The sequence below is a fragment of the Bacillus sp. 95MFCvi2.1 genome, from assembly GCF_000374965.1.
Lineage (GTDB): Bacteria > Bacillota > Bacilli > Bacillales > Bacillaceae_G > Bacillus_A > Bacillus_A pseudomycoides.
In genome coordinates, this window is the sequence record NZ_KB895690.1 from 230,332 (window position 1) to 256,547 (window position 26,216).

27 protein-coding genes and 4 pseudogenes are annotated in these 26,216 nt (G+C 32.4%); 9 read left to right on the forward strand and 22 right to left on the reverse strand.

Going from position 1 to position 26,216, the window contains the following annotated elements; translation table 11 throughout:
• Positions 1-11 precede the first annotated feature (11 nt).
• Both C568_RS0101190 and C568_RS35075 read left to right on the forward strand, forming a co-directional pair.
• Positions 12-419 carry a J-domain-containing protein gene (locus C568_RS0101190; RefSeq protein WP_018780524.1) on the forward strand — a complete coding sequence of 136 codons (408 nt, stop codon included), beginning with the start codon at positions 12-14 and terminating at the stop codon, positions 417-419.
• 91 nt (positions 420-510) lie between these two features.
• Positions 511-1,215: pseudogene (locus C568_RS35075) on the forward strand (YwqG family protein); the annotation flags it as partial.
• Between the two features lie 773 nt (positions 1,216-1,988).
• On the opposite strand, the pseudogene C568_RS31660 reads toward C568_RS35075, so the two are convergent.
• A pseudogene (locus C568_RS31660) lies at positions 1,989-2,806 on the reverse strand (LAGLIDADG family homing endonuclease).
• Between the two features lie 455 nt (positions 2,807-3,261).
• On the opposite strand from C568_RS31660, the gene C568_RS31665 reads away from it, so the two are divergent.
• Positions 3,262-3,936, forward strand: coding sequence for an erythromycin esterase family protein (locus tag C568_RS31665; RefSeq protein WP_018780529.1), 675 nt, complete (start codon positions 3,262-3,264; stop codon positions 3,934-3,936).
• A gap of 34 nt (positions 3,937-3,970) precedes the next feature.
• Here C568_RS31665 and C568_RS0101215 read toward each other — a convergent pair whose 3' ends face one another.
• The 4 genes and pseudogenes from C568_RS0101215 to C568_RS0101230 form a co-directional block, all read right to left on the reverse strand.
• On the reverse strand, positions 3,971-4,747 hold the full coding sequence (locus C568_RS0101215; RefSeq protein WP_018780530.1) for a Cof-type HAD-IIB family hydrolase: 777 nt from the start codon (positions 4,745-4,747) through the stop codon (positions 3,971-3,973).
• A 263-nt stretch (positions 4,748-5,010) separates the two neighbouring features.
• Positions 5,011-5,253 (reverse strand): annotated as a pseudogene (locus tag C568_RS31670) (NUDIX domain-containing protein); the annotation flags it as partial.
• A gap of 63 nt (positions 5,254-5,316) precedes the next feature.
• Positions 5,317-5,862 (reverse strand): hypothetical protein, encoded by a 546-nt coding sequence (locus tag C568_RS0101225; protein WP_231398611.1) that lies wholly within the window; start codon positions 5,860-5,862, stop codon positions 5,317-5,319.
• A 98-nt stretch (positions 5,863-5,960) separates the two neighbouring features.
• Positions 5,961-6,398 (reverse strand): NUDIX hydrolase, encoded by a 438-nt coding sequence (locus tag C568_RS0101230; protein ID WP_006094969.1) that lies wholly within the window; start codon positions 6,396-6,398, stop codon positions 5,961-5,963.
• A 153-nt stretch (positions 6,399-6,551) separates the two neighbouring features.
• On the opposite strand from C568_RS0101230, the gene C568_RS0101235 reads away from it, so the two are divergent.
• Positions 6,552-6,995 carry a permease gene (locus C568_RS0101235; RefSeq protein WP_231398613.1) on the forward strand — a complete coding sequence of 148 codons (444 nt, stop codon included), beginning with the start codon at positions 6,552-6,554 and terminating at the stop codon, positions 6,993-6,995.
• Positions 6,996-7,037: 42 nt separating this feature from the next.
• Here C568_RS0101235 and C568_RS0101240 read toward each other — a convergent pair whose 3' ends face one another.
• The 8 genes from C568_RS0101240 to C568_RS0101275 form a co-directional block, all read right to left on the reverse strand.
• Positions 7,038-8,246, reverse strand: a complete 1,209-nt coding sequence (locus tag C568_RS0101240) for an L-lactate MFS transporter (protein WP_018780534.1) — start codon at positions 8,244-8,246, stop codon at positions 7,038-7,040.
• 305 nt (positions 8,247-8,551) lie between these two features.
• Complete coding sequence (locus C568_RS34560; RefSeq protein ID WP_018780535.1) at positions 8,552-8,695, reverse strand: hypothetical protein; 144 nt, start codon at positions 8,693-8,695, stop codon at positions 8,552-8,554.
• Between the two features lie 53 nt (positions 8,696-8,748).
• Positions 8,749-9,771: a serine hydrolase domain-containing protein gene (locus tag C568_RS0101250; protein WP_018780536.1), complete on the reverse strand. Its 1,023-nt coding sequence runs from the start codon at positions 9,769-9,771 to the stop codon at positions 8,749-8,751.
• Between the two features lie 167 nt (positions 9,772-9,938).
• Positions 9,939-10,211 (reverse strand): heterocycloanthracin/sonorensin family bacteriocin, encoded by a 273-nt coding sequence (locus C568_RS0101255; RefSeq protein WP_029426834.1) that lies wholly within the window; start codon positions 10,209-10,211, stop codon positions 9,939-9,941.
• Between the two features lie 466 nt (positions 10,212-10,677).
• Entirely contained in the window at positions 10,678-11,124 is a 447-nt protein-coding gene (locus C568_RS0101260; RefSeq protein ID WP_018780538.1) for an NUDIX domain-containing protein, read from the reverse strand.
• A gap of 375 nt (positions 11,125-11,499) precedes the next feature.
• Complete coding sequence (locus C568_RS0101265; protein ID WP_018780539.1) at positions 11,500-11,790, reverse strand: heterocycloanthracin/sonorensin family bacteriocin; 291 nt, start codon at positions 11,788-11,790, stop codon at positions 11,500-11,502.
• Between the two features lie 509 nt (positions 11,791-12,299).
• Positions 12,300-12,758 (reverse strand): GNAT family N-acetyltransferase, encoded by a 459-nt coding sequence (locus C568_RS0101270; RefSeq protein ID WP_003207254.1) that lies wholly within the window; start codon positions 12,756-12,758, stop codon positions 12,300-12,302.
• A gap of 153 nt (positions 12,759-12,911) precedes the next feature.
• Positions 12,912-13,436 carry a GrpB family protein gene (locus C568_RS0101275; protein WP_003197949.1) on the reverse strand — a complete coding sequence of 175 codons (525 nt, stop codon included), beginning with the start codon at positions 13,434-13,436 and terminating at the stop codon, positions 12,912-12,914.
• Between the two features lie 323 nt (positions 13,437-13,759).
• Here C568_RS0101275 and C568_RS0101280 point away from each other — a divergent pair, with 323 nt between their 5' ends.
• Positions 13,760-14,227 (forward strand): DUF2306 domain-containing protein, encoded by a 468-nt coding sequence (locus C568_RS0101280; RefSeq protein WP_018765964.1) that lies wholly within the window; start codon positions 13,760-13,762, stop codon positions 14,225-14,227.
• Positions 14,228-14,477: 250 nt separating this feature from the next.
• On the opposite strand, the gene C568_RS0101285 is transcribed toward C568_RS0101280, so the two are convergent.
• The 3 genes from C568_RS0101285 to C568_RS0101295 all read right to left on the reverse strand — a co-directional run bounded on the left by C568_RS0101285 (position 14,478) and on the right by C568_RS0101295 (position 17,858).
• Positions 14,478-15,332 (reverse strand): alpha/beta fold hydrolase, encoded by an 855-nt coding sequence (locus C568_RS0101285; protein ID WP_018765965.1) that lies wholly within the window; start codon positions 15,330-15,332, stop codon positions 14,478-14,480.
• Between the two features lie 211 nt (positions 15,333-15,543).
• On the reverse strand, positions 15,544-16,449 hold the full coding sequence (locus tag C568_RS0101290; RefSeq protein ID WP_006094956.1) for a glycerophosphodiester phosphodiesterase: 906 nt from the start codon (positions 16,447-16,449) through the stop codon (positions 15,544-15,546).
• 203 nt (positions 16,450-16,652) lie between these two features.
• A complete protein-coding gene (locus C568_RS0101295; protein WP_003197956.1) occupies positions 16,653-17,858 on the reverse strand; it encodes an MFS transporter in 1,206 nt (401 codons plus the stop codon).
• A 563-nt stretch (positions 17,859-18,421) separates the two neighbouring features.
• Between C568_RS0101295 and C568_RS0101305 the strand changes: the two genes are divergently transcribed.
• Positions 18,422-19,132: a hypothetical protein gene (locus C568_RS0101305; RefSeq protein WP_006094955.1), complete on the forward strand. Its 711-nt coding sequence runs from the start codon at positions 18,422-18,424 to the stop codon at positions 19,130-19,132.
• A gap of 34 nt (positions 19,133-19,166) precedes the next feature.
• On the opposite strand, the gene C568_RS0101310 is transcribed toward C568_RS0101305, so the two are convergent.
• Positions 19,167-19,673, reverse strand: coding sequence for a DUF3189 family protein (locus C568_RS0101310; protein WP_018765970.1), 507 nt, complete (start codon positions 19,671-19,673; stop codon positions 19,167-19,169).
• 80 nt (positions 19,674-19,753) lie between these two features.
• Positions 19,754-19,870: pseudogene (locus tag C568_RS36365) on the reverse strand (DUF1453 domain-containing protein); the annotation flags it as partial.
• 90 nt (positions 19,871-19,960) lie between these two features.
• Here C568_RS36365 and C568_RS0101315 point away from each other — a divergent pair.
• The gene (locus C568_RS0101315) at positions 19,961-20,485 is read left to right on the forward strand and encodes a GNAT family N-acetyltransferase (protein WP_006094954.1); all 525 of its coding nucleotides are present in this window, start codon (positions 19,961-19,963) and stop codon (positions 20,483-20,485) included.
• A gap of 105 nt (positions 20,486-20,590) precedes the next feature.
• Here C568_RS0101315 and C568_RS0101320 read toward each other — a convergent pair whose 3' ends face one another.
• Complete coding sequence (locus C568_RS0101320; protein WP_018780541.1) at positions 20,591-21,334, reverse strand: YrrS family protein; 744 nt, start codon at positions 21,332-21,334, stop codon at positions 20,591-20,593.
• 514 nt (positions 21,335-21,848) lie between these two features.
• Between C568_RS0101320 and C568_RS0101325 the strand changes: the two genes are divergently transcribed.
• Entirely contained in the window at positions 21,849-22,799 is a 951-nt protein-coding gene (locus C568_RS0101325; protein WP_018780542.1) for a nucleoside hydrolase, read from the forward strand.
• 590 nt (positions 22,800-23,389) lie between these two features.
• Here the strand turns inward: C568_RS0101325 and speD are convergent.
• Entirely contained in the window at positions 23,390-24,223 is an 834-nt protein-coding gene (gene speD, locus C568_RS0101330) for an adenosylmethionine decarboxylase (RefSeq protein ID WP_018780543.1), read from the reverse strand.
• A 388-nt stretch (positions 24,224-24,611) separates the two neighbouring features.
• Entirely contained in the window at positions 24,612-24,737 is a 126-nt protein-coding gene (locus tag C568_RS36040) for a hypothetical protein (protein WP_006094941.1), read from the reverse strand.
• A gap of 170 nt (positions 24,738-24,907) precedes the next feature.
• On the opposite strand from C568_RS36040, the gene C568_RS0101340 reads away from it, so the two are divergent.
• Entirely contained in the window at positions 24,908-25,231 is a 324-nt protein-coding gene (locus C568_RS0101340; protein WP_018765975.1) for a hypothetical protein, read from the forward strand.
• Positions 25,232-25,516: 285 nt separating this feature from the next.
• On the opposite strand, the gene C568_RS0101345 is transcribed toward C568_RS0101340, so the two are convergent.
• Positions 25,517-26,116, reverse strand: a complete 600-nt coding sequence (locus tag C568_RS0101345; protein ID WP_018765976.1) for an undecaprenyl-diphosphatase — start codon at positions 26,114-26,116, stop codon at positions 25,517-25,519.
• Positions 26,117-26,216: the final 100 nt, after the last annotated feature.

Genomic DNA, 26,216 nt, shown 5'->3' on the forward strand with positions numbered 1-26,216 from the left:
GGAAGTAAAATATGAATCAAAAGGATTTAGATAAAGAGTTAAAAAAACAAGAGATTTTAGTAAAGGATGAGAAGGCTTGGGATTTCACGTATGAAGATCATATTAGTTCTATCGTTAAGCGGGCAGAAAAATCAGGAGCTTTTGATGACCTACCTGGCAAGGGGAAACCACTTAATATTGATAAAAGCCTTTCGTATAATCCTGAAAAACAACTTTATAAAACATTGAAAGATAATCATGTTTTGCCTAGGTGGATTGAGCTTTCGAAAGAAATTGATTATTTAAAGGAAAAGCTGAAAGAGATTATAGATTCTAAAGAAGCAGCAAAGCTAGTTCGGACTATTAATAAAAAAGTTTTGGAACATAACCTTTTGTGCCCAGCATCTGCACAAAAAATGAGAGTGAAAACGGATTTTTAGTATTTTTCAATAAGCCTATTTCTTGTTATATAATTAAAATAGGCTTATTTCATATATTATGCAAAGGAGGAGTAGAGGGTGACAAATACATACCATATTTGAAAGTGAATTTGGTGGGTATCCGTATGTACCTATTCATCATGAGCATCCAAAGGATTCGAATGGACAGCCTATGATGTTACTTGTGCAGTTGAATTTTAGAGAGATTCCGCATATTGAATCTGTGCCAAAGAAAGGATTACTATAGTTTTTTGTAAGCAGAGATGCTGATCTTGTTGGGGCTGATTTTGACCATCCAACAAAACAAAAAGATTTTCGTATTATTTATCATGCAGAATTAACGCAAGATGAAACTCAAATTGTAACGGATTTTAGCTACTTAAATGCTATTGATTCAGAGAATTTTATTGTGCCTAGAGCAGCAAAGTTAAGATTTGAAGCAGGTTATCACCCTGTAACACTAGGAGATTATCGATTTGAAGAGTTTTTTAGAGATGCAATTCATTTAGAAGGAATCGATGACGATAGCGTAGAAATGGAATTTCATAGATTGTACAATAAACACTTTGAAAGCCAAGGGCATAAAATTGGAGGATATCCATTCTTCACACAAACGGATCCAAGAGAATGGGAAGAAACCTATCAAGAACATAATATCTTATTGCTACAAATCGATACAGATGATTCTCTAGGAATTATGTGGGGAGATTGCGGCATTGCTAACTTTTTTATACGAAAAGAAGATCTACTAAACCTAAACTTTTCAAATGTACTTTATAATTGGGATTGCTGTTAAGTCTAAAAACACCTTTAATATAGCGGAAAATAGGGAAGAGGGGTTGAAGTATTTCGCTATATCTGTGTGAATTACCGGTTATAGCAAGAATCTTAGTGTGAAATCACAATTTTAAAACTTATGTACGTAGTTACATGAATAAAAAGTCAATATAATTTACAAAAAGAAATATAAACCAATATAAAAATTCTTCCTAAAAAATAGGGAGAATTTTTATAGGAATAGTATCGGGTTATGTTAACTAAGATAAAAAATACAACGCAATAAACAACCTGTTATAGATAAACCCTAAATTTAACCATATTAAGAAAATAAGATGTAATTATAAGGAAATGTATAATAGATGATGAAAAACTTAAATGCGCACGCGGAAACAATGTAATAACAAAAAAATTTTTAACGAATTACGTAATAAATTTATGTTCATCAATGTTTTTGTATGTTGTAAACTCAGCAAAATTTTTATTCTAAAAATGCTGTAGAGAAATTTAATCGTACATTTACTATAAAATTTATAAAAATTTAAATAAGTAATATGTAAAGCCGATTTCATAAAAAATATCCGTTTCATCTCATTTTGTATAGTATACTTGTGTTCAGAGACAAGGAAACACTTCTTTTGTATAACTACCTATAATATATATTATGTTAACTGTGAAAATAGAAGTAACTTGTTTTTAGTTTAAATCTCCCTTTTACTTCTGTTGCTTGACAGAAAAAAGATTAGCGTTGAAATATAGCATTCACACTAATCTGTACAAGGGATTTTATTTTTAATTAATTTGTTCGAAGCTATTTTTAAATTTGGAATCACTTTGTAACCAGTTTTTGAATGTTGATTTTTTAATGCTAATATTTTCGCAGGATTTATCAATGCATTGATGTTGTTGATATTGAATAAGAAATTCTTTTTTTCGTTGAGCTACTGCCGTTCTTGTTCTTTTTAACTTTCTATCTTGTAGTTGTTCTAAGTCCAATTGTTCTTTTTGGAACACATCATATTTTCTTTGTAAAAATATTTCTTTATCTTTATAGATCCAATTAGAAAAAAGTTTAATAGTTCTTCGACCACTAAGTATCACACGGTATGATGCAGATACTCTTTTGGAACAAATGGAAATTGTACGTCGTATGATTTACAAGGCATGATTCCATGTAAGTTTATTAGATCATTTTTCATGATTTTGCTATTTAAATTTAACATATAAACACCAGTGTTCTTGTTTTTATATAATAGTTGGTTTGAATTGAGTTTTATTTTTATATCTTCTAAAATCGCTGATTCTTTTTGAGAAATACTTACAGTTTGGTTATCTTTTGTAATGACACCATCTGCAATGAAAAACCCTAAAATATATGCCATAGTATTAGACCAACGCTTAAAGTAATCTTCATTTAAGTTATATTTTCGTTTCCAGCTGCCTCTTGCTCTTTTTTCAACGTTGTTATCCGTTAGGACCATCCGAACATATCTAGGTGAAACATTAGCTAGTTTTGCAATATTTGACGTGCTCTCCCCTTTTAAATACAGTTTAATCATTTCGTCCTTTTCCAGTGCGCATTTAGATTTCTTTTTGCTCCTGTCAGTCATTTCGATTCTCTCCTTTCAATAGATATAAATGAAGTGCGCATCTTCCATATCATTATATAAAAGAACTGATGTTCCGTCTGTTTTATCTATTAAAATCGGAGTAACATTTTTATTCATTGTAGATCTTCGTATCCTCCATTTTTTCTGCTGCTATCTGCTCTATTTTTGTGGCAATTATGTAGCATATTTCCTCGAGTTCTCTTCTGAGGATTATTTTAACACTGTTTAATTTATAAAATTTTTAAATTAAACAGAAATATCCTCCTATTCTTCTTGATTTGTATAAATTCCATCCTTTAGTATGAATATATAAATCTAATTGTTCCTATTTTGTTTAAATGAATCATAGCTGATTAGATTTATGTGATAAGGTTTATAAAAATTTAGGAGGGGTTATTGTCTTACTAGGTGAGTCTACTCATGGTTCAACAGAAATGAATCAATCAAAGGTTTAAATGATTAAGTATTTACATGAAGAAATGGGTTATGATGTACTTGCGTTTGAATCAGGATTTACGGCAGCGAATTCCGTATATCAAAACTTAGATGATTTAACTGCTGAGCAAACCATGAAAAAATCTATTTTTGGCAATTGGTTCACAAAAGATGTAGAAGAATTATTTCAATACATAAAAGAACAAAAGGAAAAAGGAACGCCCATTATTTTAACAGGGTTTGACATACAAATACCGTGGAATGCTTCTACTGCAACATTTGCAACTCCTGCAAATGAATGGATTGGAAAATTAAATCCGGAAATAGGAAAACAACTTGTAGAAGCAGAAGAAGAAATTGTGAAATACCGTTCCGTTTCTACTTATGAAGAATTTCAAACAATGCAGTCCTCTCTTTTACGTAAATATGAAAAAGTAAAAGAATTTATCCAACAGCATTCGAATGATTTAAAACAAGTAGCGCCTAAAGCATCATATGATGTGAATTTGCTAGAAAAGTTAATCAAGATTCGAATTGATACCCTTAAAACGTATATTCCAAATCAAGTAAAAGAAGAATTAAGCATCCCCCCTCAGCCAGTTTTTTCGGATTTTTCATATTACTCACATGACAAACAAATGGGACAAAATTTAGCGTGGTTAAGTGAACTGCAGTATAAAAACAAAAAAAGGTGACATAAACATTACAAATTTGTAATGTTACTCTAGTTTAAATGACACCAAATTTCTTTAACGCGTAAGATATTCCTCCTTCGCTTGCTCTTTTGGTAACGAAGTCTGCTTTTTGTTTTAACGTATCTTCTCCATTTCCCATGGCAATTCCCAAACCCACATACTCCAACATGTCGATATCATTTCCGCCGTCACCGAAAGCAATGGCTTCGGATTTGCAAAAGTTGAGATGCTCCAATACTTTTTTAATCGCAGCTGATTTGGATACTTCCGTTTCTTCAAGTACATTCATTACGTAGCCATGAAAACGCTCGAATCTAAGTTTTGAAAATCTATCTAGAAATTTTTGCGCTTCACTGTCGTCCGCATACAAACATATACAGTAAATTTCGTCTGATAGAGATTTCATTTTTTCGGGATATTGTGTAAGGTTCAAAGTTTCTTTTAATGCCCCCATGACCCGCTCATCATCGGAACCCATGCCGTTCATCGTAAATAGCTTGGTAAAATAAGAAACACCGTGTCCGTTCAACTCAGCAAAAGCAGAAACATCTTGAACTGTTTCTGTTGATAGTACTGATTTATGTATAACCTTCTCGTTACATGTTATAAGCGCACCATTAGCAGAAATAAACGTATCAATGCCCATAGTCTTAAACTCTTCGCACAAATTGTACGGTCTTCCTGTTGTAACTACAACTTTTAATCCTCTCTCGATTAATTTCTCAAGTGCTTCTTTTGTGCTTAACGGTATACTTCTATCCACTTCCCTTAATAGGGTGCCATCAACATCAAAAAATACAATTTTGTACATATGTAATCCCTCCCTTGTTAAATTGCGCTATCTTTATACAATAACTAATAGTGTACTTTTTACAAACATCTCAAAATACGTTCTACACTCAACTAAAATGAAGCAGTTTAAGCGTTTTTTCAAAACATGGAGTTCTTCTTTCGTACGGGCCTTTTACTAAATTAAAAAACTGATGTTATCCTATTTTTTCACTAGGTTATTTAGAGGTAGGTTGTCTAACCTGTTAAATTCTTTGCATTCATATTCTACTAATGTATGATTTAAGGAGTTTCGTAGTAAAAGTCATTAGGCACATCTACTACATACGCATACATGCCACCTGAATATGTATGATCCATTTCCCATGTTATGATACCTTTGAACTGGATTTGATTTCTTTTGATATCGATATCTGTTTCTTCTTTTATTTCACAAATTGCGCTTTCTAATGGCGTTTCTCCGCTCTCTATTTTTCCGCCTACTCCGTTCCATAATCCTTTAGCAGGGGCGTATTTTTTGTTTAACATGAGTATCTCATCATTTCTTTTAATAAAACATAGTTTCTAATTTTAATATAAGGCAACCATTACTTATATAATCGTATAGTCATCAAAATATTGATCGATACTTTTTAGTTTCTCTACTTCAAAGTTTATAATAGCAAAAGAACTCTCATGTAAATGTAACTTTTCATCTAAGGTAATAATGTTGCCGTCTGTATCAATCAATATGAACGAATAAACACCCTCTATAGTAGCTGTTACTTTTCCTAACGCTTTTTTATCCAACCATATAGATAATCCTGCAAACAAAGAAGCAGTAATAAACACTTTGTTATCTATTAATTCAAATTTAATATAGTCTGGACTGTCAATGTCAAATAGTTCAACGTAATTACATTCCGAATTCTCGTATTCTTTTGTATAATAATCAATAAAACTACTAATAAACATTTCTTTGTTATTCAAATTTTCTAGTATTTCTCCGCTTTCATTCAGTATAAGTTCCTCAAGTTTTTCGCTTGAAAGTATTTCGTTATATATTTGCATAGTTATTTCTCCTAAGCCCCTATTATTTCTGTGCATAATAATTAAAAAGGTAACGATTTGTATTTTAATAAACCTTTTTCCATTCATGTTTTGAATCAATTACTCTAATTTATTTTCAATAGGATATTCTTGGTTATTAAGTATCTTTCTTCTCATATTTGTTTCAACTTAAAATATTAGCTTTATTATTTGTGAATAATTGTCCCATTAAAAATATATGGTACAGTTTCTTTTCTTTGCAATAGATTTTTTAAATGTTCGGGAAGTCGTAAATATGTTTCTGCAATTTGTAGTTCCATCCACGTAACTTCCTCGATCTCTTCTGGTCGTGATATATGTATTTCTCCACCTGTAATTTTCCCAATAAAGTTAATGAAAATAGCATGGTGACCTCTTTCTTCAAAAAATGCTTCACTTATTGAAAAAATCCCATCTACCTCTATATCTAATCCTGTCTCTTCTTTTACTTCGCGAATTGCTGCTTCTTCTAACGTTTCATCAAACTCGACTGCACCACCCGGTAAAGTAAAATAAGAAGCATTTGAACCTGTATTTTTAACCATTAATACTTTTTCTTGAAACTCATCGTAAAGTAGTACGTACGTTACAGTTACTTTTTTCATAGGAACCTCCTTAGTAGATCTCTAGTATACAGTTCTCTATAAAGCGATGTATCTCCTTGCTTTAAAATATTATTATATGGAATATTAAGGATATCTTTTGTTTTTATTTAAAGATATAATAGTAAGAAAAAACAAAGATTGTGAATGGATGAAATGAAACCGCATAAAAAGAAAAGACTTAGAAAGAAAAAACGTAATCGAAAAACATTTAAACAAATTGTATTTCAATGCTGGATCAATATTAAGAAGTTTTTTAAAGTATTGTTTGTTTTAGTGCTTTTTGGCGCGTTTTGGGGATTTTGTTATTACATATTTGATAAAGTATCGAATCGGGAATTTACAGTTCATCTTGTTTTCGCTTTTGTAATCTGTTTTGTGCTGTCCTATATTCTAGGGCATATTATCAGCAAAGTTAAGGACTGGAATTTTTCAAATACAGATGTGAATTTTAATGGGGATATTGGAGGTTGTTTACTAGCTCTTATTTTATTTCCATTGTTTTTGTTATTATTTGGTGTAACGTACTTTGGTGTGAACTACATTATTTATAAAATAACTGGAAATAAAAAATTTAATTCCTTCTCAAAAGAGCCCTAATGTTCATTTGGGGCTCTTTTGAGAAGGAACATATGCAAAATGTTAAGCTATTTTTCGATATAACTTTTGTGTTTCTTTCTTTTTCTCCTTGCTTGGTGGTCGAATTAAAATGGAGATAATAAAGGATATAATACATAGTATACCGATTGTAATAAAAGTTGGTTGAAATCCACCTAATAGCGCTCCGATAAATGAACCTGCGAGTGCACCAAAACCAAAACCTTGATATACAATTCCATAATTTGTACTATGATTTTTCAAACCGAAGAAATCACCCACAATTGCTGGAAATATGGTAATATTTCCTCCAAAACAAAATGCGACACTTGCAACACAAGTAAAATAAATAGCGTAGTTTAAATTCATAAAACTCAGTGTAAAAACAGATAAGCCGATTACAATAAAAGTTGCTGAAACAATTTTTAATCGACCTATTTTATCTGATAATGTCCCAAGAACAATTCGGCCAACAGTATTAAAAACCGCAATCATTGCAACGGCATTAGCTGCGGTTGCTACACTAAGTCCTACGAGTTGAACTCCGATATCTTTTACCATACCGATTAAATAGAGGCCACTCATACATGATGTAAATAACATAAAAAACAATAAATAAACTTGTTTTGTTCGTAACATTTCTTTCGTTGAATAATCATCACTTAAAGTTTCAGATACTGTTTCATTCGTAGCAGCTTCACGTAAGAAGTAAGATCCCGCAACCACTAAAATCAAAACAATTATACCCCAATATAAAAAAGCTTCCGATACACCAACTGTATCAATTAGCTTCCCATTTACGTATTTAAAAATTAAACTTCCCATTCCGTATGCTGAGACTGATATACCAGAAATGAGTCCTTTACGATTTGGAAACCATTTAATTAAATTTGATAATGATGTGATATAGGCTGTACCATCTGCATAACCTACGACGACACCAGCTAGTAAATAAAGAAGTGGTAATGAGGAAACTTGTGAGCTAAGTATTAATCCAATTCCAAGAACAATTCCTGCGGTTGCGATAAGTTTACGAAGCCCCATCTTTCGTTGTAATTTACCTGCAAATAAAGTTGAAAATGATAAAGAAAAGCTGGTAATTGAGAAAGTAATAGCCACAGTATGAAGTTCCCAGCCCAATTTACTTACTAACGGTTGATTAAATAAACTCCATGTATAAATCGTTCCAAGACCAATTTGCACAATAATTGTGCCTAGGACAATCAGCCATGGATTTATAGATGTTTGTTTCACGCGAACTGTCCCTCTCTTATCATGACATTGTTTATCACAATTTAGTATATCCGTGATGAAATACAAGATACTAATTTAAAACTGGAAATTAAATTGGAGTCATTGTACAAAATAAACAAAAAGACACTTCGTTAAGAAGTGCCTTTTTGTCGATTAGATTATATACGGGTTTATTGTAAAAAAGCTGTGTTAAGATAAGACATTTTCAAATGCTTATATACATTATAGTACCAAATGATGTCTTTATTTTTATGGGGCTTAAGATGTATTTTTCTTTCATAAAAAAGTCTTATAAAGAGAAAAAATTAATATTCGATTTCCTCATAATCTTTTGGTTGCGAAACAGTTTGCATATTTGCAGCATCTTTTGGATCGCTATATATAGCATTTTGCTCGGTGTTCGTGTCTTTGATGTTTTGTTTTTTACTTCTATTCGTTTGCTTTTTCATAAGGGTTCACTCCTTTTCTTTATAAAAGTAGTTATACCCTAATTCAAATATTTTTACAGGTATGTAAAAGATGATTTCGAGAATGTATCAGCGACTAAATTGCTAAATTCTCGTAAATAATACAGATAGTTGTCTCCTCCATAGTTATATCTTTTATTATACATTTTGGCAACGACAACATTATACTTGGGAATGACTAAAATGGTGGGTCCTGTAATGCCTAATATTTGATACGAGCCTTTAGGTACCCTTTCCCCAAGCTCGCTTTGTATAGCGGGTGTGTTTTGAACAAACCAGAAGCATCCGTTTTGTGGTAAGTCCGTGTTTTCATATTCTGGGCTTTGAAGACTTGTTGCAATTTTAATAACCTCTTTCGGTACGATTTGTTTTCCATTTATGTATCCTTCATTTAAATGTAAATTTCCCCAATAGGCGAATTCTCTAGCAGAAACAAAAAGGTTTTTTTCCGTTCCATCATCTAATATTCCAGTACTGCATATTGCTTCTTCATGAGGATTTACTATTACCTTTACCAAATTCTCATGATACTTTTTTCTCCATCCTGTTTCTTTAAAACCTGCAGGTATAAAGATACGTTCTTTTAATAACGCAGGAAAACTTTTATTATATAGTTGATAAATAAGATGGGTCATCATACGTACGTTAATATCTCGATATGCCCACCCTTGTCCAGGTTCGAATTCTCGATAAATAGTTCCGTCTACTTTTTCATTTAAACCATGTGAATGGGTTACTAAATGCCTTAATGTTGTTTTACCAAGTAAATTTGTATCATAGTCTTTAAAATAATCAGCTGCGTAATCGTCAAGATGCTTTATTTTCCCTTCATATAGTGCATAAGCAACCGCTAAACCTAAGTAACTCTTTCTAGCGGAAGCAACATTAAATTGTGAAGACGCTGTTATAGTAGCACTGTTTTCAGTATTAGAATGATTTCCACTATAATGTTCAAGTATCACTTCATTATCTTTCATAATAAAAAGTGCTGCTGCAGAACTATGATTCCGTTCTTTTATATCTTCTACCCATGAAACTAATTTTTGGTATGTATGCAATGTCTCATTCACCTCTGTATGAAATGCTATATCAAATATTAATTTCGATGAAAATAGAAGATGTCCTTTTATTTGTTTAATTCACAAAATGAAAGAAAAGTGTCTCTACACTCTGAACATGTACATACACCTTTCTTTCATACAATAACTTCATTTATGTTACAAAGTTAAATGAACCACCAGCTCCAGCAGCTAAAGCATCCCCCGCCGCAGCCGCCGCAACCGCCGCACCCTGCACAGCCGAAACAGCCGAAACAACGTCCGCCGAAACCACCACAACGTCCGCCGCAACCGCCGCAACGTCCGCAGCCGCCGCAGCGACGAGCATCTTCTTGTGCATAATAATATGGATATTGATTTTGATTATCCCAGTACACAACATTTCCAGGGTGATAATCATTTAGATTCAATGATTGCAGTTCTTGTTGAAATTCATTCATGTTTATGACCTCCGTTTATAAATTAAAGTTTCTGTCTAGCATAATTCATCGGTGCTTTTCTATATGTATCACTTGTTTAATCGGCATAATAAACAGCAATAAATATAGAAATTAGAAACCAATTTCAATACGTACAACAACAAAATATGAGCTTTTACTGGGTGACGTACCTTGTTCGGTTGCCTATTTTTAGATAGCTTGTATGATGGATTCATTTTTATAAACGATATGAAATTGAACAATAGTATTTAAATTCATATGAATTTCTCATTTGTAAATATAGGAGGAAATCTTACATTCTTTGTAGGAACATGGGCTGAGGTTTATTTCTTTCATACAATCGAGGCGAATCAGTTATTTTACTTGATCGGGATTATAGCTTTCTTTAGTGGTTATTAAGAATAAGCTGGGTACCTATGCAGTACTTTTATTAACATTTAAGTACCCAATATCCATCCTTAATACTTTATAAATTGCTAATCCAACAATTTGATAAATCCTCTTTTTGTACCTTTTCTATTAATCTTTGAACAGAAGGTTCAGGCATTATTTTATATGTAATTAGATTTTTATTATTGGGGATGATCCAATGAAAAGCCAGGTGAGACTCTTTAGAAATCGGTGGTATATCACTATGTAGGTCGTTACTAGCGACTTCGAAAACATGATTAATTTCATAATGAAGCGTCTCGCTATCTTGCCACTGATTTTCAATCACTCCTAAAAAGCGCTTAACTTCACAATCGATCCCTATTTCTTCTTTAAGTTCTCGAATTAATGCGCATTCTGCAGGTTCTCCAAATTCAACATGACCACCTGGTAGAAAAGAGTGATGCCCTTTGTAATTTGCTATTAAAAGTTTGTTATCTTTTATAATGAATCCTCTTACAATATGATGAAATTTTGTTTTCAATTAGGTTTCTCCTCTTTATCCATTTTCTTAATTAAAAACAAGTAAACGGTATACTTCTTCTCTATCATAAACATGACCAAGATTTACAAAACGATAGCTTTCATATAACCTTTTTGCCCGAGTGTTCTTTTTGTGTACAATTAGACGAATCTCTTATTCCGTGCCTTTATTTCTTCTACCCATGAAACTATTTTTTGATATGTATCCAATGTACCATTCACCTCTATATGAAATGCTATATCAAATATTAATTTCGACGAAAATAGAAGATGCCCTTTTATTTGTTAAATTCACAAAATGAAAGAAAAGTGTCTCTACAGTTCATACTTGTATATACACTTTTCTTTCAAAAATATCTTTATTTATGTCACGAATTTAAATGACCCACCAGGTAGCACCATTAAAACCGTCAAAACAATTAGAGCAACCACCGCAACCACCACAACCAAAACAACTAAAGCAACCGAAGCAACCAAAACAACGGAATCCACCACAACGGAATCCACCACAACGAAATCCACCGCAACGGCCACAACCGCCACAGCGACGAGCATCATCTTCAATATAGTAATATGGATATTGGTTTTGCTGGTCCCAATACATAACATTTCCAGACTGATAATCATTAAGGCTTAACGCTTGTAGTTCTTGTTGAAACTCATTCATTTTCATGACCTCCGTTTATAAATTAAAACCCCATCGATGCTTTCCTATATTTCTGTTCGTTAAATCTAAATAGAAATAGCGCTATAAACTAAGTTCAATACGTACACCAACAAAATATGACCTATCACTAGATGATGCACCTTGTTCATATGCCTATTTTTAGGTTGTTTTTACTATGGACTCATTTTTATAAATGGAAATTATAAAATATGAATTTAAACAATAACATTTAGCTTTATGTCATCATTTTCTAGTTCTATAGCTTAAGCGTGGTAGTTTTTTGCGTGATATCTTTTAGTCATAAAAAAACACAGATATGAAATTTTTAAAAAGATGAACTAAGAGTATATTAGTTTTTCGAGAAAGGGGACTTATATCATGTTTTTTTACAACGTAGTACTCTTGCATGTTATTTTATAAATTGCTAAGCCAACAACTTGATAATTCCTCTTTTTGCACCTTTTCTATTAATCCTCGGACTGAAGGTTCAGGCATTATTTTATATGTAGTTAGACATATAAACGATATACTTGCTCTTCGTCATAAACATAATCAAGTTTTTTAAATCCATAACCTTCATATAACCTCTTTGCAATAATATTCTCTTTATGTACAGTTAATCGAATCTCCTTACATTCCGTAAATTCATTTGTAATCCATTTAATCATTTCAGCTAAAGCAGTTTTACCATATCCTTTTCCTTGATGATGCTCATCAATCATAAATCCGTTAATCCAATACATGTCCGATGTATTTGGTTCGAATGCATGCATAATGAATCCAATCATACTATCGTCATCATATATGGCTAATGGAATGTATTCGACATTTTCACCATCCGGCTTAATATATACTTTCGCAAGTGATACTGCTACTGGTGGTACAAATGTAGTTTGTTTCTTCGATACTTGTAATTTCAGTGCTTCTTCCCAGTTATCTCTTGTTATTATTTTTAATTGGATATTCATCGTATGGACTCCTTTTTGAATAACAAATTATCCTATTTAAAAAATATCTTTCTTTCATAATTGTTTCTTTAGATGAAAATATTTTTGAAATTTCCAATTTAATTAGATTCTATTTGTTCTTCTATTACAAGTAGTAATTCCCACTTTTTCTTTTTAGTTTATATAAAGCGTCTTATTCAAAATCCCTTTTACAAAATCAGTTTTAGCTTCACAATAGCCATCAATATTATATCGATAGTTCTCAGCTAATCGATATTTCAGTTCTTCATATTCTTTCCGTGCACCCTCATTTGCTGATAAATAATCCCGTAAAGCGACATGTTCTAAATAGCCTTTCCCATCCTTCGGGCAGACATAGAGGTGGTATTTCATAAAATTATCTTCATTATTTCTTTGAAAAGCTTCACGTCCTTCAACACCTAGATCTCCTTGATGGTGATAACCTTCTTTTTCTAATCGTTCTATAATGTCAGGTAATAGATCGTAACTTTCTATAACTACATCAATATCAATAATTGGTTTTGCTGCTAACCCTTCAACAGAGGTACTACCTACATGCTCAATTCTTAAAATTAAATCGCCGATATAACTTTCAATCATTATTTTGATTTTCTTGAACTCCATTTTCCATTCAGGATTATAAGACATGATTTCTATTATTCTCGTTTTTTCAGCCATTATTATATACCTCCTTATCATAATTTAATTTTTTTCCAAATATAATAAATTGCTCATACGAATCCTCATCAAGCCCTAGAATTTCTGCAAAAGCAGTTTCTATTTTACACCTTTTTTAGAACTATAATATCTTTTCAAATATGAAGTAGTTTCTTAATTTACAATATACATTTTATATCAGCAAACAAAATATGATGAAAATTATTATTGCTAGAAGATGTTCTACAAACACCTTAATTTCAATATGTTAAATTCAATCAAAGATGTATTGCATCTCTTCTTTAACAAACCAAAAATATTAAAATGGCAAAGGAGGAAGTATATTGGATATCTTTCCTATACTTTTAATAATTCATATTCTATTTGGGATCATATGTTTAATTTCAGGAGCTGTCGCAATGTCTGCAAAAAAGAGGAAAGGAACTCATACAGAATGGGGTGAAGTTTATCATGCATCTTACGTTGTAATATTCATCACTGCAATTATATTGTCTATTTTACATTGGAATGAGATTGCTTATTTGTTTTATGTCGCACTTTTTTCTTATTCATTTGCTATTTATGGCTATCTTGCAAGAAAAAGACGCTGGAAAAATTGGATTCATCATCATATTAGAGGTATGCTAGGTTCATATATAGGTGCTGTAACGGCTCTCCTAGTGAACATAGGGAATTCTATACCGATATTAAATTTACTTCCTACACTATCGTTTTGGTTTTTACCAACATTGATTGGTACCCCACTTACAATAATGGTTATAAAAAAATATAAAAAGCATACAAACAAGTAAAAAGCTCTATTCCTCTTTGAAAAAATAGAAACGCTATTAATCATGCAGTAAATATTCTGCTATTCTGCTTCGATAACTGGATTCAGCGATTTTTTTATTACTACTCAATCATTTTAGTCCAAAGAAAAAAAGCCATTTAGATAAAATACAATTTATTATTCGTGAATAGTTGAAACGAAGTGTCAATAAAAAATAGACGATCTAAGGAGCAGAAAACTTCTTAAATCGTCTATTTTGACTGTGTAATTCCCTACACTCTTGAAGTATGTTTCGAAATAGCGTTAATTATATTATCCCAATCATCAAAATGAATTTCATGCCCCGTTCCCTCTAGTGGTAGTAACGACGCATTAGGAATTTCATTCGCTAGAGCTAAGCCATGCTCATACGGAAGTGCCGTATCTTCGGTGCCGTGAATAACTAAAGTAGATATATTTATTTTTTTTAATTTCCCCTCATAGTAATCATCACCTTTAAGCAGTGCATGATTAAACATGCTGAGTAGATTGTTTGCTCGTTTTATTTCTTTTGTTACCTGCTTCGTAACTCTTTGCTCATCAAATTTATGCTTTGGTCCACAGAGTAATGCTGATCCTCTAACCAAATAATTCACAACAGATTCGTTATCTGTCCAATCCAATTTACTTCCATTCGCATGATAAGCAAGAATTTTTTCATCCATTGGAGGTAAATTCCGATTGTTTTCATCAGACCCATAAATACTTGATGCAATCAATGTCATTGTTAGGACTCTTTGAGGATGCCTTACTGCGATAATTTGAGCAATCATACCTCCCAAAGACATTCCTACAATATGTGCATGATTAATATCGTATGCATCGAGTACTCCAACAGCATCATCCGCCATGTCTATCACAGTATAATGAGAACTTCCTGGCTTGTAGGTAACGGAACGCCCAACATCTCGATGATCATATCGAATAACGTATCGCCCTGTATCTGCTAATCGTTTACAGAACTCTTCATCCCAGTAAACCATCGAACACATTGCTCCCATAATCAGTAAAGTCGCTGGGTGATTAGGATTTCCAAAACTCTCTGTGCATATATCAATTCCATTAATTTTATTTATCTTTTCTTTCATAATTCATTCCTCATTTCATTCGAATTTGGTCATTTGAAAAAAGGTACATCAAGACAGCCCAAAATTCCCTTTAGAAAAATGAACGAATAGAAATGTACCTGAAATTAACGGAAACGAATGAATTTAATAATCATAATAAGCACTCTCCTTATAAGAAATGAATAAGAGGCTTAACCCCATTGCTAATTATATTATATTTTTGTAACTTAGGTTAATCTATTTCATTACTAATGGATAATGATAAAATTACATGCTGTAAACGATCCGGATAATTCGTAAACATCCCATCTACACCCCATTCAATCATTTTTTTCATATCTTCCTCTTTATCTACTGTAAATGGGTGAACTTCTAAGCCTTGTTTTTGTATTTTTGGAACATCGGTAGCATTCATATATGTATAGTTCATGCCCAAGCCTACACAATAAGTTTTATACGCCTTTAAGTCTTCATTGGTTAGTCTGACTGCTTTTTTGTGTGTTAATAATTGCACCAGCGGAATGCTAGAATTTAGACTATGAATCTTTTTTAAACTTTCTGTGCTAAATGATTGGATGATTATTTTCTCCTTTACAATAGCGGGATCACTTAGTTGGTATCGATTCAGTATTTCTAAAAGCTTTTCTTCCATTCCTAGATAGTCCTCTGGTGATTTTGTTTCAATATAATAACGAGCATCATGGCCAAACGTTTCAATAATCTCTTCAAGCGTTGGTACTTTTACGTCCTTAAATTCTTCTTTTGATAGCTTGGGATGTTTTTTATTAAAGAAGCTACCAGCATCAAGTCTTTTTATTTCTTCTAATGTATGATCTTTAACAAGTCCTGATCCGTTTGTTGTTCGATTTAATGTATTATCATGCATAGCAATTAAGTGTCCATCCTTTGTCATTTGAAGATCTATTTCTATATAATCACCTTTGAATTGTTGACCTAATTTATAGGCTGATATTGTATGTTCTGGAGCATATGCAGATGCCCCTCTATGGGCAATTGTTATGACATGATCTGATCGATTCTTAGCTTTTATATAATTTATTTCTTTTGTTTGCTGTAGAATAGCAATGCTTATTCCTATCAAGATACAAACAGTTGTAGTAATAAGTGCTTTTTTCATAGTGATATTTTAACTCCTAATCTTATACTCTGTTTATATATGTTACACGATAAAATTTAAGCACGTATAAATATGTTATTAAAGCTTTGTAACAAAATCATTCAGTCTACAAAATAAACAACTGGATAGCTAATGTCTTGATAAAAAATAACCATCCTCTAAGGCTTGGATATACCTTAAAGAATGGTCGCCTTAAAACAGATTTACGATTCAATATTTTTAGGCACTTCTCTTATACCTTTAATCGGTAAGCAAGTACCTATCAGTGCAATTATAGTACAACCCATAAACATAACAGGTAACCCGTATACAGCAAGTATAGATAACGTACCAAAAATAATTAAATCCAGTACAGAATCTAGTACTGATAACAATGAAATTGTTGTTGCACGTACATGTGATGGAATTATATCATTACTCAGCTGTGAATAAATCGGATATCTTATTGCTCTTACAAATCGTAATATAATAAATGCTCCTAAAACGCTCCACAACGTATTTCCAAAGCACGCTGCTAATAGTAATCCACAGACAGCTAATGCACCTGAAAGATTTAATAAAAATATACGAGAGAATTTTCGGGTTAACCACCCTATAGAAATGGATGCAAAATATCCGCCTATTGCAGCGACTGCATATAATATGCCAATTGCAAATACGGGCACGCCTGCATTTTTCAAAAGTAATTGATCATAGTTGTCAAAAACTGCACTCGCTGGAATAAATACAAGCGATATATTTAAGAACATAATAAGTAATTGAGGTGCTCTTCGGATAACTTGTATTCCTTCGATTACTTGTGAATAAGCTGACTCATTATATTCAAATTCCACCGCCGGATTTTTTATAAATAAAAGTAAAATTAATTCTACGAAATGAAAAAGAAGTCCGAGTGTAATTAAAATAAAGAATTGCTCTTCCTTCAAATCTTTCGCAAAATAAGATCCGAAAATAACAGCAATCAACATTGAAATAAAGCTAGCGGATTGAATTTTTCCCATCGCTTTATCCATAAGATGTTGTTCATTCGTTTCTTTTAAAGATTCGTATATTAAGGCTTCATCAGCACCCGAAAAAAATGTGACTGATAAACCATTCAATAAGCTATATAAACAAAATAGCCATATGTTATCAGCAAAGAACAAAATAGAGATACTTATAATTTTTATGCAAGCGCCTGTTATAAAAGAGAGTTTTAAACTGAAACGATCTGCAAAAATGCCTGCTGGTACTTCTCCAATTAAAACCGCTCCACTCCAGCACATCAATACAATAAAAATATTTGAAGGAGTTAATCCTCTTTCCACATAAAACAACGTCATAACTGCTTGTAAAAAGCTAATTGTTCCAAAAAAATGTACCCAAAATAAAATAGAAATATTATGATTTGCCAGCGTATACTTATCCAAACGTTCTCCTACTTTCCGATATTTATATTCTTCGCGGAAGCAGGAGTGTTAAGTTAGCTTAAATACTATGCACTCCTCTTCCTTTACTTGAGAATGTTCTTAAAGTTTTTAACATGTTAATTCCTCCTTACATTTAATTAAGTGTATCATAACAAATATTCTTAATATTTACAAAATAAAATTATAAACTGGATAAGATTGTCGAAATGGAAAAAGTGGTATATAATAGGCAGTAACATTACTAGTAATTATTTTAGGTATTCCTAGAATAAAGGAGCGATACATATGAAAATTACTATTTATTTCGGAAGTCATGAAGATCAAGATGTACGTACAATGGATTGTCATTTAGATGTAGAAGATGCAGAAGAACTTGTCTCTGTTTCATAATATAAATCGTAAATAAAATGGGTTGAATCCTCTTCCCTATCGCATTCAGGGCACCTTTTAAAAGGTGTCTTTTTTATGTTTTTCCGGTAAAAATCCCTTTACTTTATAACGATTAAATAGTAAAATATAAATATACGAACAAACGTTCTTTTATTTCAATCGTACTTGAAGGGATGATTTTTACAATGGCTCAAAACAAACGCAGAGGAAGAAAAAAGCATACACCTACTATCTCAAATACAGGCTTTATCGGTTCTGTGTTTATTGATACATTGGAACTACAAAAAAAATCCTATTATTTTGCCCGTAAAAAGCTTCAAATTGTCCATCATGTATTAGATGGCCTTGCAGGCGCAACAAGTTCTTTATTTAAAGAGCATAATATTTCTGCACATATGTCTTGTGTGTATTTACATAAACAAAAGAAGATAGGTTTTGTTCTTTCAACAAAACCTTTTGAACAAGCTGATGGTGTTGCTTATTTTAAAAATTACTTAATTGAAAAGAATTTTTATGATAAGCAAGACGCCGAATTTCAAGAAGTATTTAATACAGGCTTTATTGGGGTGGTATTTGCTGACATATCTAGTATTGATCGATTTAACTTTGATTTTGAAATGAGCATGTTATCAAAGCTAATGAAGGATATGATAATTCCTGTTAAGGAGCTATTCTTACGTCATAATACCCCCGCTTATATCTCTACTTCTCATTTAGAGGAACAAAATAAATTAGGATTTGTTTTATCTGTAAAACCTTATGATGAACGTGCAGAAGCAGATTTATATTTTGAAACATATTTAAAAGAACGTGGCTTATATATTGGGGATGAAGAAGACGAAATTGATAAGATTGTCATTCGAAAAAAAGTTGAATTGATATAGAAAAAATGCAGGATTCCAATAAATCCTGCATTTTTTATTTGAAAGTTTCATTCTCTAAAATAACAACATAATCATTAGTCATTCTACCCGCTTCTTTTGTATAATCAACAAGTCGTTGTATATTATCACAACACAGTTTTGCTCCCCATACGAGTAAGGGAACACCAATAAAATCAATATGTAATCTTCTTGAAAACAATCCTCCAAACGTCATAGGAAGTGGAACTGTTGGTGAAGTATTTGAAAAAATGATTTTTTCATTGTTTTGATACTGATGTTGAAGAATTTCCGCTAAATTTTTCATGGATGGAACAACTACTTTTGATGTCCCGTGTCCTACTGTATAAACCGGATTTCCTCCTTCGTCCCTTCCATGAAAAATTATTTTTCCCATATCAGACGTTTTAAGCTTATTAAAATAGTCCACATTTAAAATTTCTTCTTTTGTCAGTCTTCGATCAGTGGGGAGTTTGTTTAAATGATATGCTGCTGCAAGTGAAGTTGTATGTGTTCCGCCAAAATCTGTATAAATAAAAATCATAATACCATCCCTTATCATAAACGTTTCATAGTTATTAGTATCACCATTTCATCATTTACTAATCAAGTGAAGCTTTGATTTTATAACTTACTTGTTAATTCGTGATATTTTCTCCAAATATAATATCTTCTACTAATTATTGTACCAAGTGGCGTACATAAAAAAATGTTTGTTACAACGGTTAACATATAATGTGTACCTCACGAAAAAATACCCTTGAGTTTTAAGTTAATATACGATTATGATATCTAGATAGAATATAATACTGAAAGGAAGGTGTATTTCTTTTGAATATTCTCGAAACAGAGCGTCTTACTCTTCGCCTACAAACAACCGACGATGCAGCGTTTATCCTCGAGCTTTTGAATGACCCCTCTTGGTTACAATTTATAGGAGATCGCGGGGTGAGAACGTTAGAAGATGCAAGGATCTATATTTTGAATGGACCGATTCGCATGTATGAGCAATTTGGTTTCTGTCTTTTTTTAGTAGAACGGAAGGAGGATCATGTTCCGATTGGAATTTGTGGTCTAGTAAAAAGAGATTCCTTGGAAGATGTAGATATTGGATTTGCCTTTCTCCCAAAGTATTGGGCTAAAGGATACGCCTATGAAGCAGCTTCTGCGGTGATGGCATATGGAAAAGATAAATTGGGGCTAAATCGTATTGTGGGGATTACTACTCCAGATAATCACGCTTCAGCCAAACTTCTTGAAAAAGTAGGGTTGCGGTTTGAACGATCGATGCAGCTGGCCAATGATTCTGAAGAACTTAACCTGTTTGCATTTGATAAACGAAAAGAAACCACATAAATAAACAGCAAAGATATCAAAAATAATAACTCATATAAAAGACTCTCCGTTTGGGAGAGTCTTTGCTTTATTTGCTGAATTTCGGCGGAATATCTGTCGGTATAATTATTTCACAGCTTGAACAGATACTGGTTTCCAGCCTTTATTTTCAATCCAATCAATATACACTTTATATTTTTTATTGCTTTGCTTATCTCGCACATTACCATAGGCCTTATTCGTTCCGTTATTTCCAATAAAATCATAAATGAGTTGTGATTCAGGAACCTCAACAGCGTAGGAAATTGCTTTTTTCATCTCATTCCAATCTGTCGTTCCCTCTTTAAATTGCATGGCAGGTTTTGCCCCTTGCTCTGTACCAACTGGATTCCATTGCTTATTTTGTTCTGTTTGATTTGCATCTCTATCTGATTGATTTTTATTTATTGTTTCTACATTAGCCTTCTGTTCTTCAATTTTATTATCCTTTTGTTCTTCTTGTTTTTTTACTAGATTTTCATTGTTCTGTTTTTCTTTTTCTTTTTCCTGTACTTTTGAGCTTTCTTTCTCTTGATTTTGCTGTTCTATTAATTTTTGTTTTTCACTTTCTTTGTTTGCTTGTTCCTTTGATGAGTCTGCTTCTGATTGTTTTGTTTTTCGTTCCTCTAATTTATTGTTTTTCGCCTCTTTAGATGCTAATTGGGCTACTTTCTTTTCTTCTGGATGTTCTTTTCCTTTTGTATGATCAGTAAAAAATAACTGATAAGATACCATGCTGACTGTCAATAATACTAAACTTAATCCAATATTAACAACACTGCGTTGTCGACGGGCTTGTTGCTTTTCTTGAAATCTACCTTCATTTCCCATTTCTGAAACCTCCATGTAACTTTTACTGTGAAACTGTATGCTTTGCTCACTATTTTAGAATCCAGTAAGTTTATATGTTGATGAACTTTAAAATTCATCTGTATAGTTGTTAACCCCTTCCTCCTTATCACTTACACACACCTTTATTGTAAATACATTTTCTTATCTAAAATAAGTACATTGTTAAACACGCTTTTTTTATATTACATTTTAATATTCAGAATTTCAACAACAAAATTAATGTTAAGCTAGAATGTTTCTACTATTTTTAATAAAAGCGTCAACCACTCCAAGAATTCATCTACTTTTATTAAAATATTTTACAATTATTGGTGTATCTGCAAAAGTTGGGCATAATACACTCACCTTAACACCGTAAGTTTCCTAATGATGTTCTATTTCAACTACATATGAATAGAATTCACTCTATAGGAATACATAAAATATATATGTACAAGCCTACTCACTACATCCTTAGTGAAAATAGAACTCTATAACTTTTGGAGGAATACACATGCCAAAAAAGGTTCTCCTGTTTACAGATTTGGGAATTGATGATGCATTTGCCATCCTGTACACCTTTTTTCGTAAAGATATTCAAATTTTAGGGATTGTAGCCGATTATGGAAATGTATCAAGAGAGAATGCCATAAGAAATATTAACTATTTGAAGTACATTGCGGGAAAAAAAGAGATACTTGTATTCCTTGGTGCTTCTGTACCGTTAACGGGTATATTGGTTCAGTATTTTCCTGAGGTACATGGAAAAGTCGGATTAGGACCTATCATTCCACCTGAAATTTCTTATCCAGTTTATCCCTTAAATGATATTTACCAAATTATAAATTCAAATTTAGATGATCTTACAATTATCAATTTGGGAAGACTTTCTTCGTTAGCTACGACCTTTGTTTTAAATTTAGAAACAATGCGGAATGTAAGGGAATATATTTGCATGGGCGGAGCTTTTTTTTATCCAGGAAACGTGACTGCGGTGGCTGAAGCTAACTTTTATGCGGATCCTTATGCAGCAAACTTAATTCTGCAGCATGCGAAGAACTTGACAATTATTCCGTTAAATGTAACTCAACATGCGGTTGTTACACCCGAAATGGTCCAACAAATCGATGCATTTCATCAGGATACACAGGATATTGCAGGACTCATCATCAAGCCTATGTTAGACTACTATTATAATTTCTACTCCAAGTCGAATCCCGGTATAGGAGGAAGCCCTATGCATGATTTTGTAACAGTGTGGTATTTGCTGAATCAAGAGGCTGTTGGTCTTTCAAGAGTACCCATCAAAGTAATTCCAGATCAAGGGGAAGGATTCGGTCAAAGCATTGCAGACTTTCGTTTTGTGACTAATCCAGGTTATAAAACGCATAATGTGGCTTTTCAGTTTGATTATGAAAAATTCAAGAATGATATTATGGAAACATTCCTAAGGAGAAGGCTGTAGCATTCTTTCGTTGAGAGATAACTTTGTGTTTCTACTTTGCGATCTATAACAGCAATCCTGTCTCTTTCCCATAAAGTAAAACTTTAATCAGTGGGGGTTTTCTTCATCCCCCACTGATTAGTAGTTGAACGAATCGGGCGTTTACGGGCAGTTTATCTCCCACCTAAGCGGCTCGCTCAGAATCGCAGGACGTTGGAGCCCCCGACAGAGAGGCGCTTTTTGCCTCGTCCGAGAGGGCGAAACGACCGGAGATTCTAGCCGCTAGAGCTGGACAATGTTTTCGCCGAATTTTGAGGTGGGAGTATTACTAGCCGTTAACGCGGGATAAACCAGTGGTATTCATACAAACTAGATGTTTATGCTAATTTGTTTATTTGATTTATTTATTATATAAATACAGTGCGTGAAATTGCTTGCTTGAGTATGTATCCCTCTAGAATTAGGGATACCAACAACAAAATACAAATTTCACACATTAAGCAAAATAAAAAGGTAAACAAGCTGGATTTTCACACACTAAGGATGTCCAGCCTGTTTACTTTATTGCTAAGGTGACATAGGAGTTATTTGTATTTCCCTAAAAAGAGGTATCATTCAAAACTTTCTTCTATTGATCCATGACTCATGTTTTTTCCGTAAAATATTTCATCCATTTCCGTTTTTAATTTTTTTGTAATTTCCTCTTGTTCTTTTACGGATAATTTTTCTTGTGTATATCCAAATAGATAGTTGTTTAAGTCAAATTCTTTTAGTTTACATTTTGTATGAAAGATATGCTCTTGATAAACATTGACATCAATCATGTCATAGAGACTTTTCACGTTATTTGGAATGTAATTTTGGATAGAACCTATTTCATGGTCAATAAATAACTTGTTACCTGTTATATCTCTTGTAAATCCCCGAACGCGGTAATCAATTGTCATAATATCTGTATCAAATGAGTGGATAAGGTAATTTAAAGCCTTAAGAGGTGAGATTTCACCGCATGTAGCTACATCAATATCCGCTCTAAAAGTGCTAATACCTTCATCTGGATGATATTCAGGATACGTATGAACCGTTATATGACTTTTATCTAACTGCATAACAACTGAATCAGGAAGAGGTCCAGGTGATTCAGTGAATGATTCTGTCGGCACTTCTACCACGGGACCTTCTGATACTAATATAGTTACGCTCGCCCCTTGTGGTACATAGTCTTGTTTAGCAATATTCAGTACATGCGCACCTATAATGTCCGAGACATTTTTCAAAATCTTAGTTAATCTGTCTGCATTATATTGTTCATCTATGTATTCTATATAAGCTTCTCGTTCTTCTTTTGTTCTTGTATAGCAAATATCATACATGTTAAAACTTAATGATTTTGTGAGGTTATTAAAACCATGTAATTGAATCCTTTGTTCTGGTGTTAGGTTCATGATAAAATGCCCCATTCTTTTTTCTGATTAATACTATTTTATAAATCCTTTATGAAATATAGTTCCATTCTACAATTTTTTCATGCATCTTCTTTTTGAATTGGGATTACTTGTAATATACAAGTTATTTCTAATTCGTTGGTGATGGCTAATTATTATATTGTTATGGATTATTTTAATTTTATTGGAAAAATACGGTAATTGAAATTTGAAATAGCAACTATGTAAAATTTGAATGAAGAAACCATTGTGAGTAAATGCATCAAAAAAGAAAAGATGTGTAAGCTTAAATTAGCTTACACATCTTTTCTTTTTTTCTATGCTTAAAACTAATTAAATACTGCGCCGATTTTTATAATTACTCTCAATTATATTCCAAATCAAAACACTACTTTTTTAAATCTTTTTTCGTTACTTCACTTCTAATATTTACATCTTTTGAGAATTCAGTATCATTTTTTAGGTTATTTGGATATTTGCTTTTTTGTTTTCGATTATCATTCCGATTCGTCATGAATGATCCCTCCTCTTATAAACGTTCGTACCTATTTTGTACAAAAGGAACTATTTCATACTGATAATTTCATGAGTATAGTCCCGTTCAACTTACGCAATCCGATTTAACACAATGTTTTCAATATTTCTCCAAGCGATTTGGACATGCTAAAGAATGAGGTGACCGTTATGAAAAATGAAATATTAAAGTTAGTACCAGAAGCGGTAAAAAAGTTAATCCAGAAAGACGTTAAAGAAAGAAACAAGCGCATCATTGATTTAATTATCGATGATGCAACTGCATATGAATTTGAACCAGACCAAGTAGTTCCTTGTATCATGGCTGCTTATTATGCTTACGAGTCCACCCCTTATCCTAGTGAAATGGAAGATGAATGGATGAAGATCTTAGTTTTTCACACAGCTACTCGTTCAGCGATGAAACTTTTATCTTACGGTAAATTTAAAGCAAAACGATCAGAGAGTGGATGGATGAAGTATACAGGTCATTGAATGATCCCATTTTGAAGTGAGAGGTTCCTATTAACTAACATATTCGCTGGAATCTCTTATTTCGCAATGGAATTTTCACAGAACATATGACTGTTTCGTGCTCAATAGGCATCGTACATTTCGTTCGAAAAAATTTTCACGAAAAGTTACACATGCTATATATCTTCTAACGAGCCCTAATATTTTTTGTTTTCCAATTAAATACAGTGCGTGAAATTAATGTTTGTATGCATGAAAAAGAACCCATCATTTACGAATAGGTTCTTTTTCTAGTAACTTGTATGATTAATGTGTATGGTTATATTTCGATAACAATGGAATTCGTTTTGCAATGGATGCATAAATTACAAATACCATTTGTGTTAATGGTTCTAATTTTCGCGTACTTTGCATTACTATGCCGCAAGTTATAAATGACAGGAATGCTCCACCAATTATATCTGCTGGATAATGGACACCAACGTAAATACGTGAAACTCCAACTAGTACGGCCCAAATTAATGCAATATATTTTAATCTTTCCCCTCTCAATAGCATCGTAAATGCTATTGAAAATACAAGTACAGAATGATCACTTACAAATGATGAATCTACTGCATGTGGCACTAATTGATGAACATGATAAGTTACAAAAGGTCGCGCATGATAATATACTGCATGAATGAAAACATTTAACAGCAATGAAACTCCGACTGTAAGAACAGTATATACAACAGTATATTGTTTTTGAATCGCCATTTCTTTTTTAGTATTACTAAACCATAAAATAAGCATAAAAAGGATCGCCATGTAAGGCGCGCTATTCGTAATCATAATCATGATCTTATCTGAAATGATTGAGGTTCCCGCTAAATTATTAATCCATTGAAATACTGTGTAGTTCATATCTACCCTCTCCTTATTTTCATTACATTCGTACTTTAAGAAAGTACAAGTTCTATTGGTTTACACAGTATACAACAGTAATATGAAAATACTTTGAAAC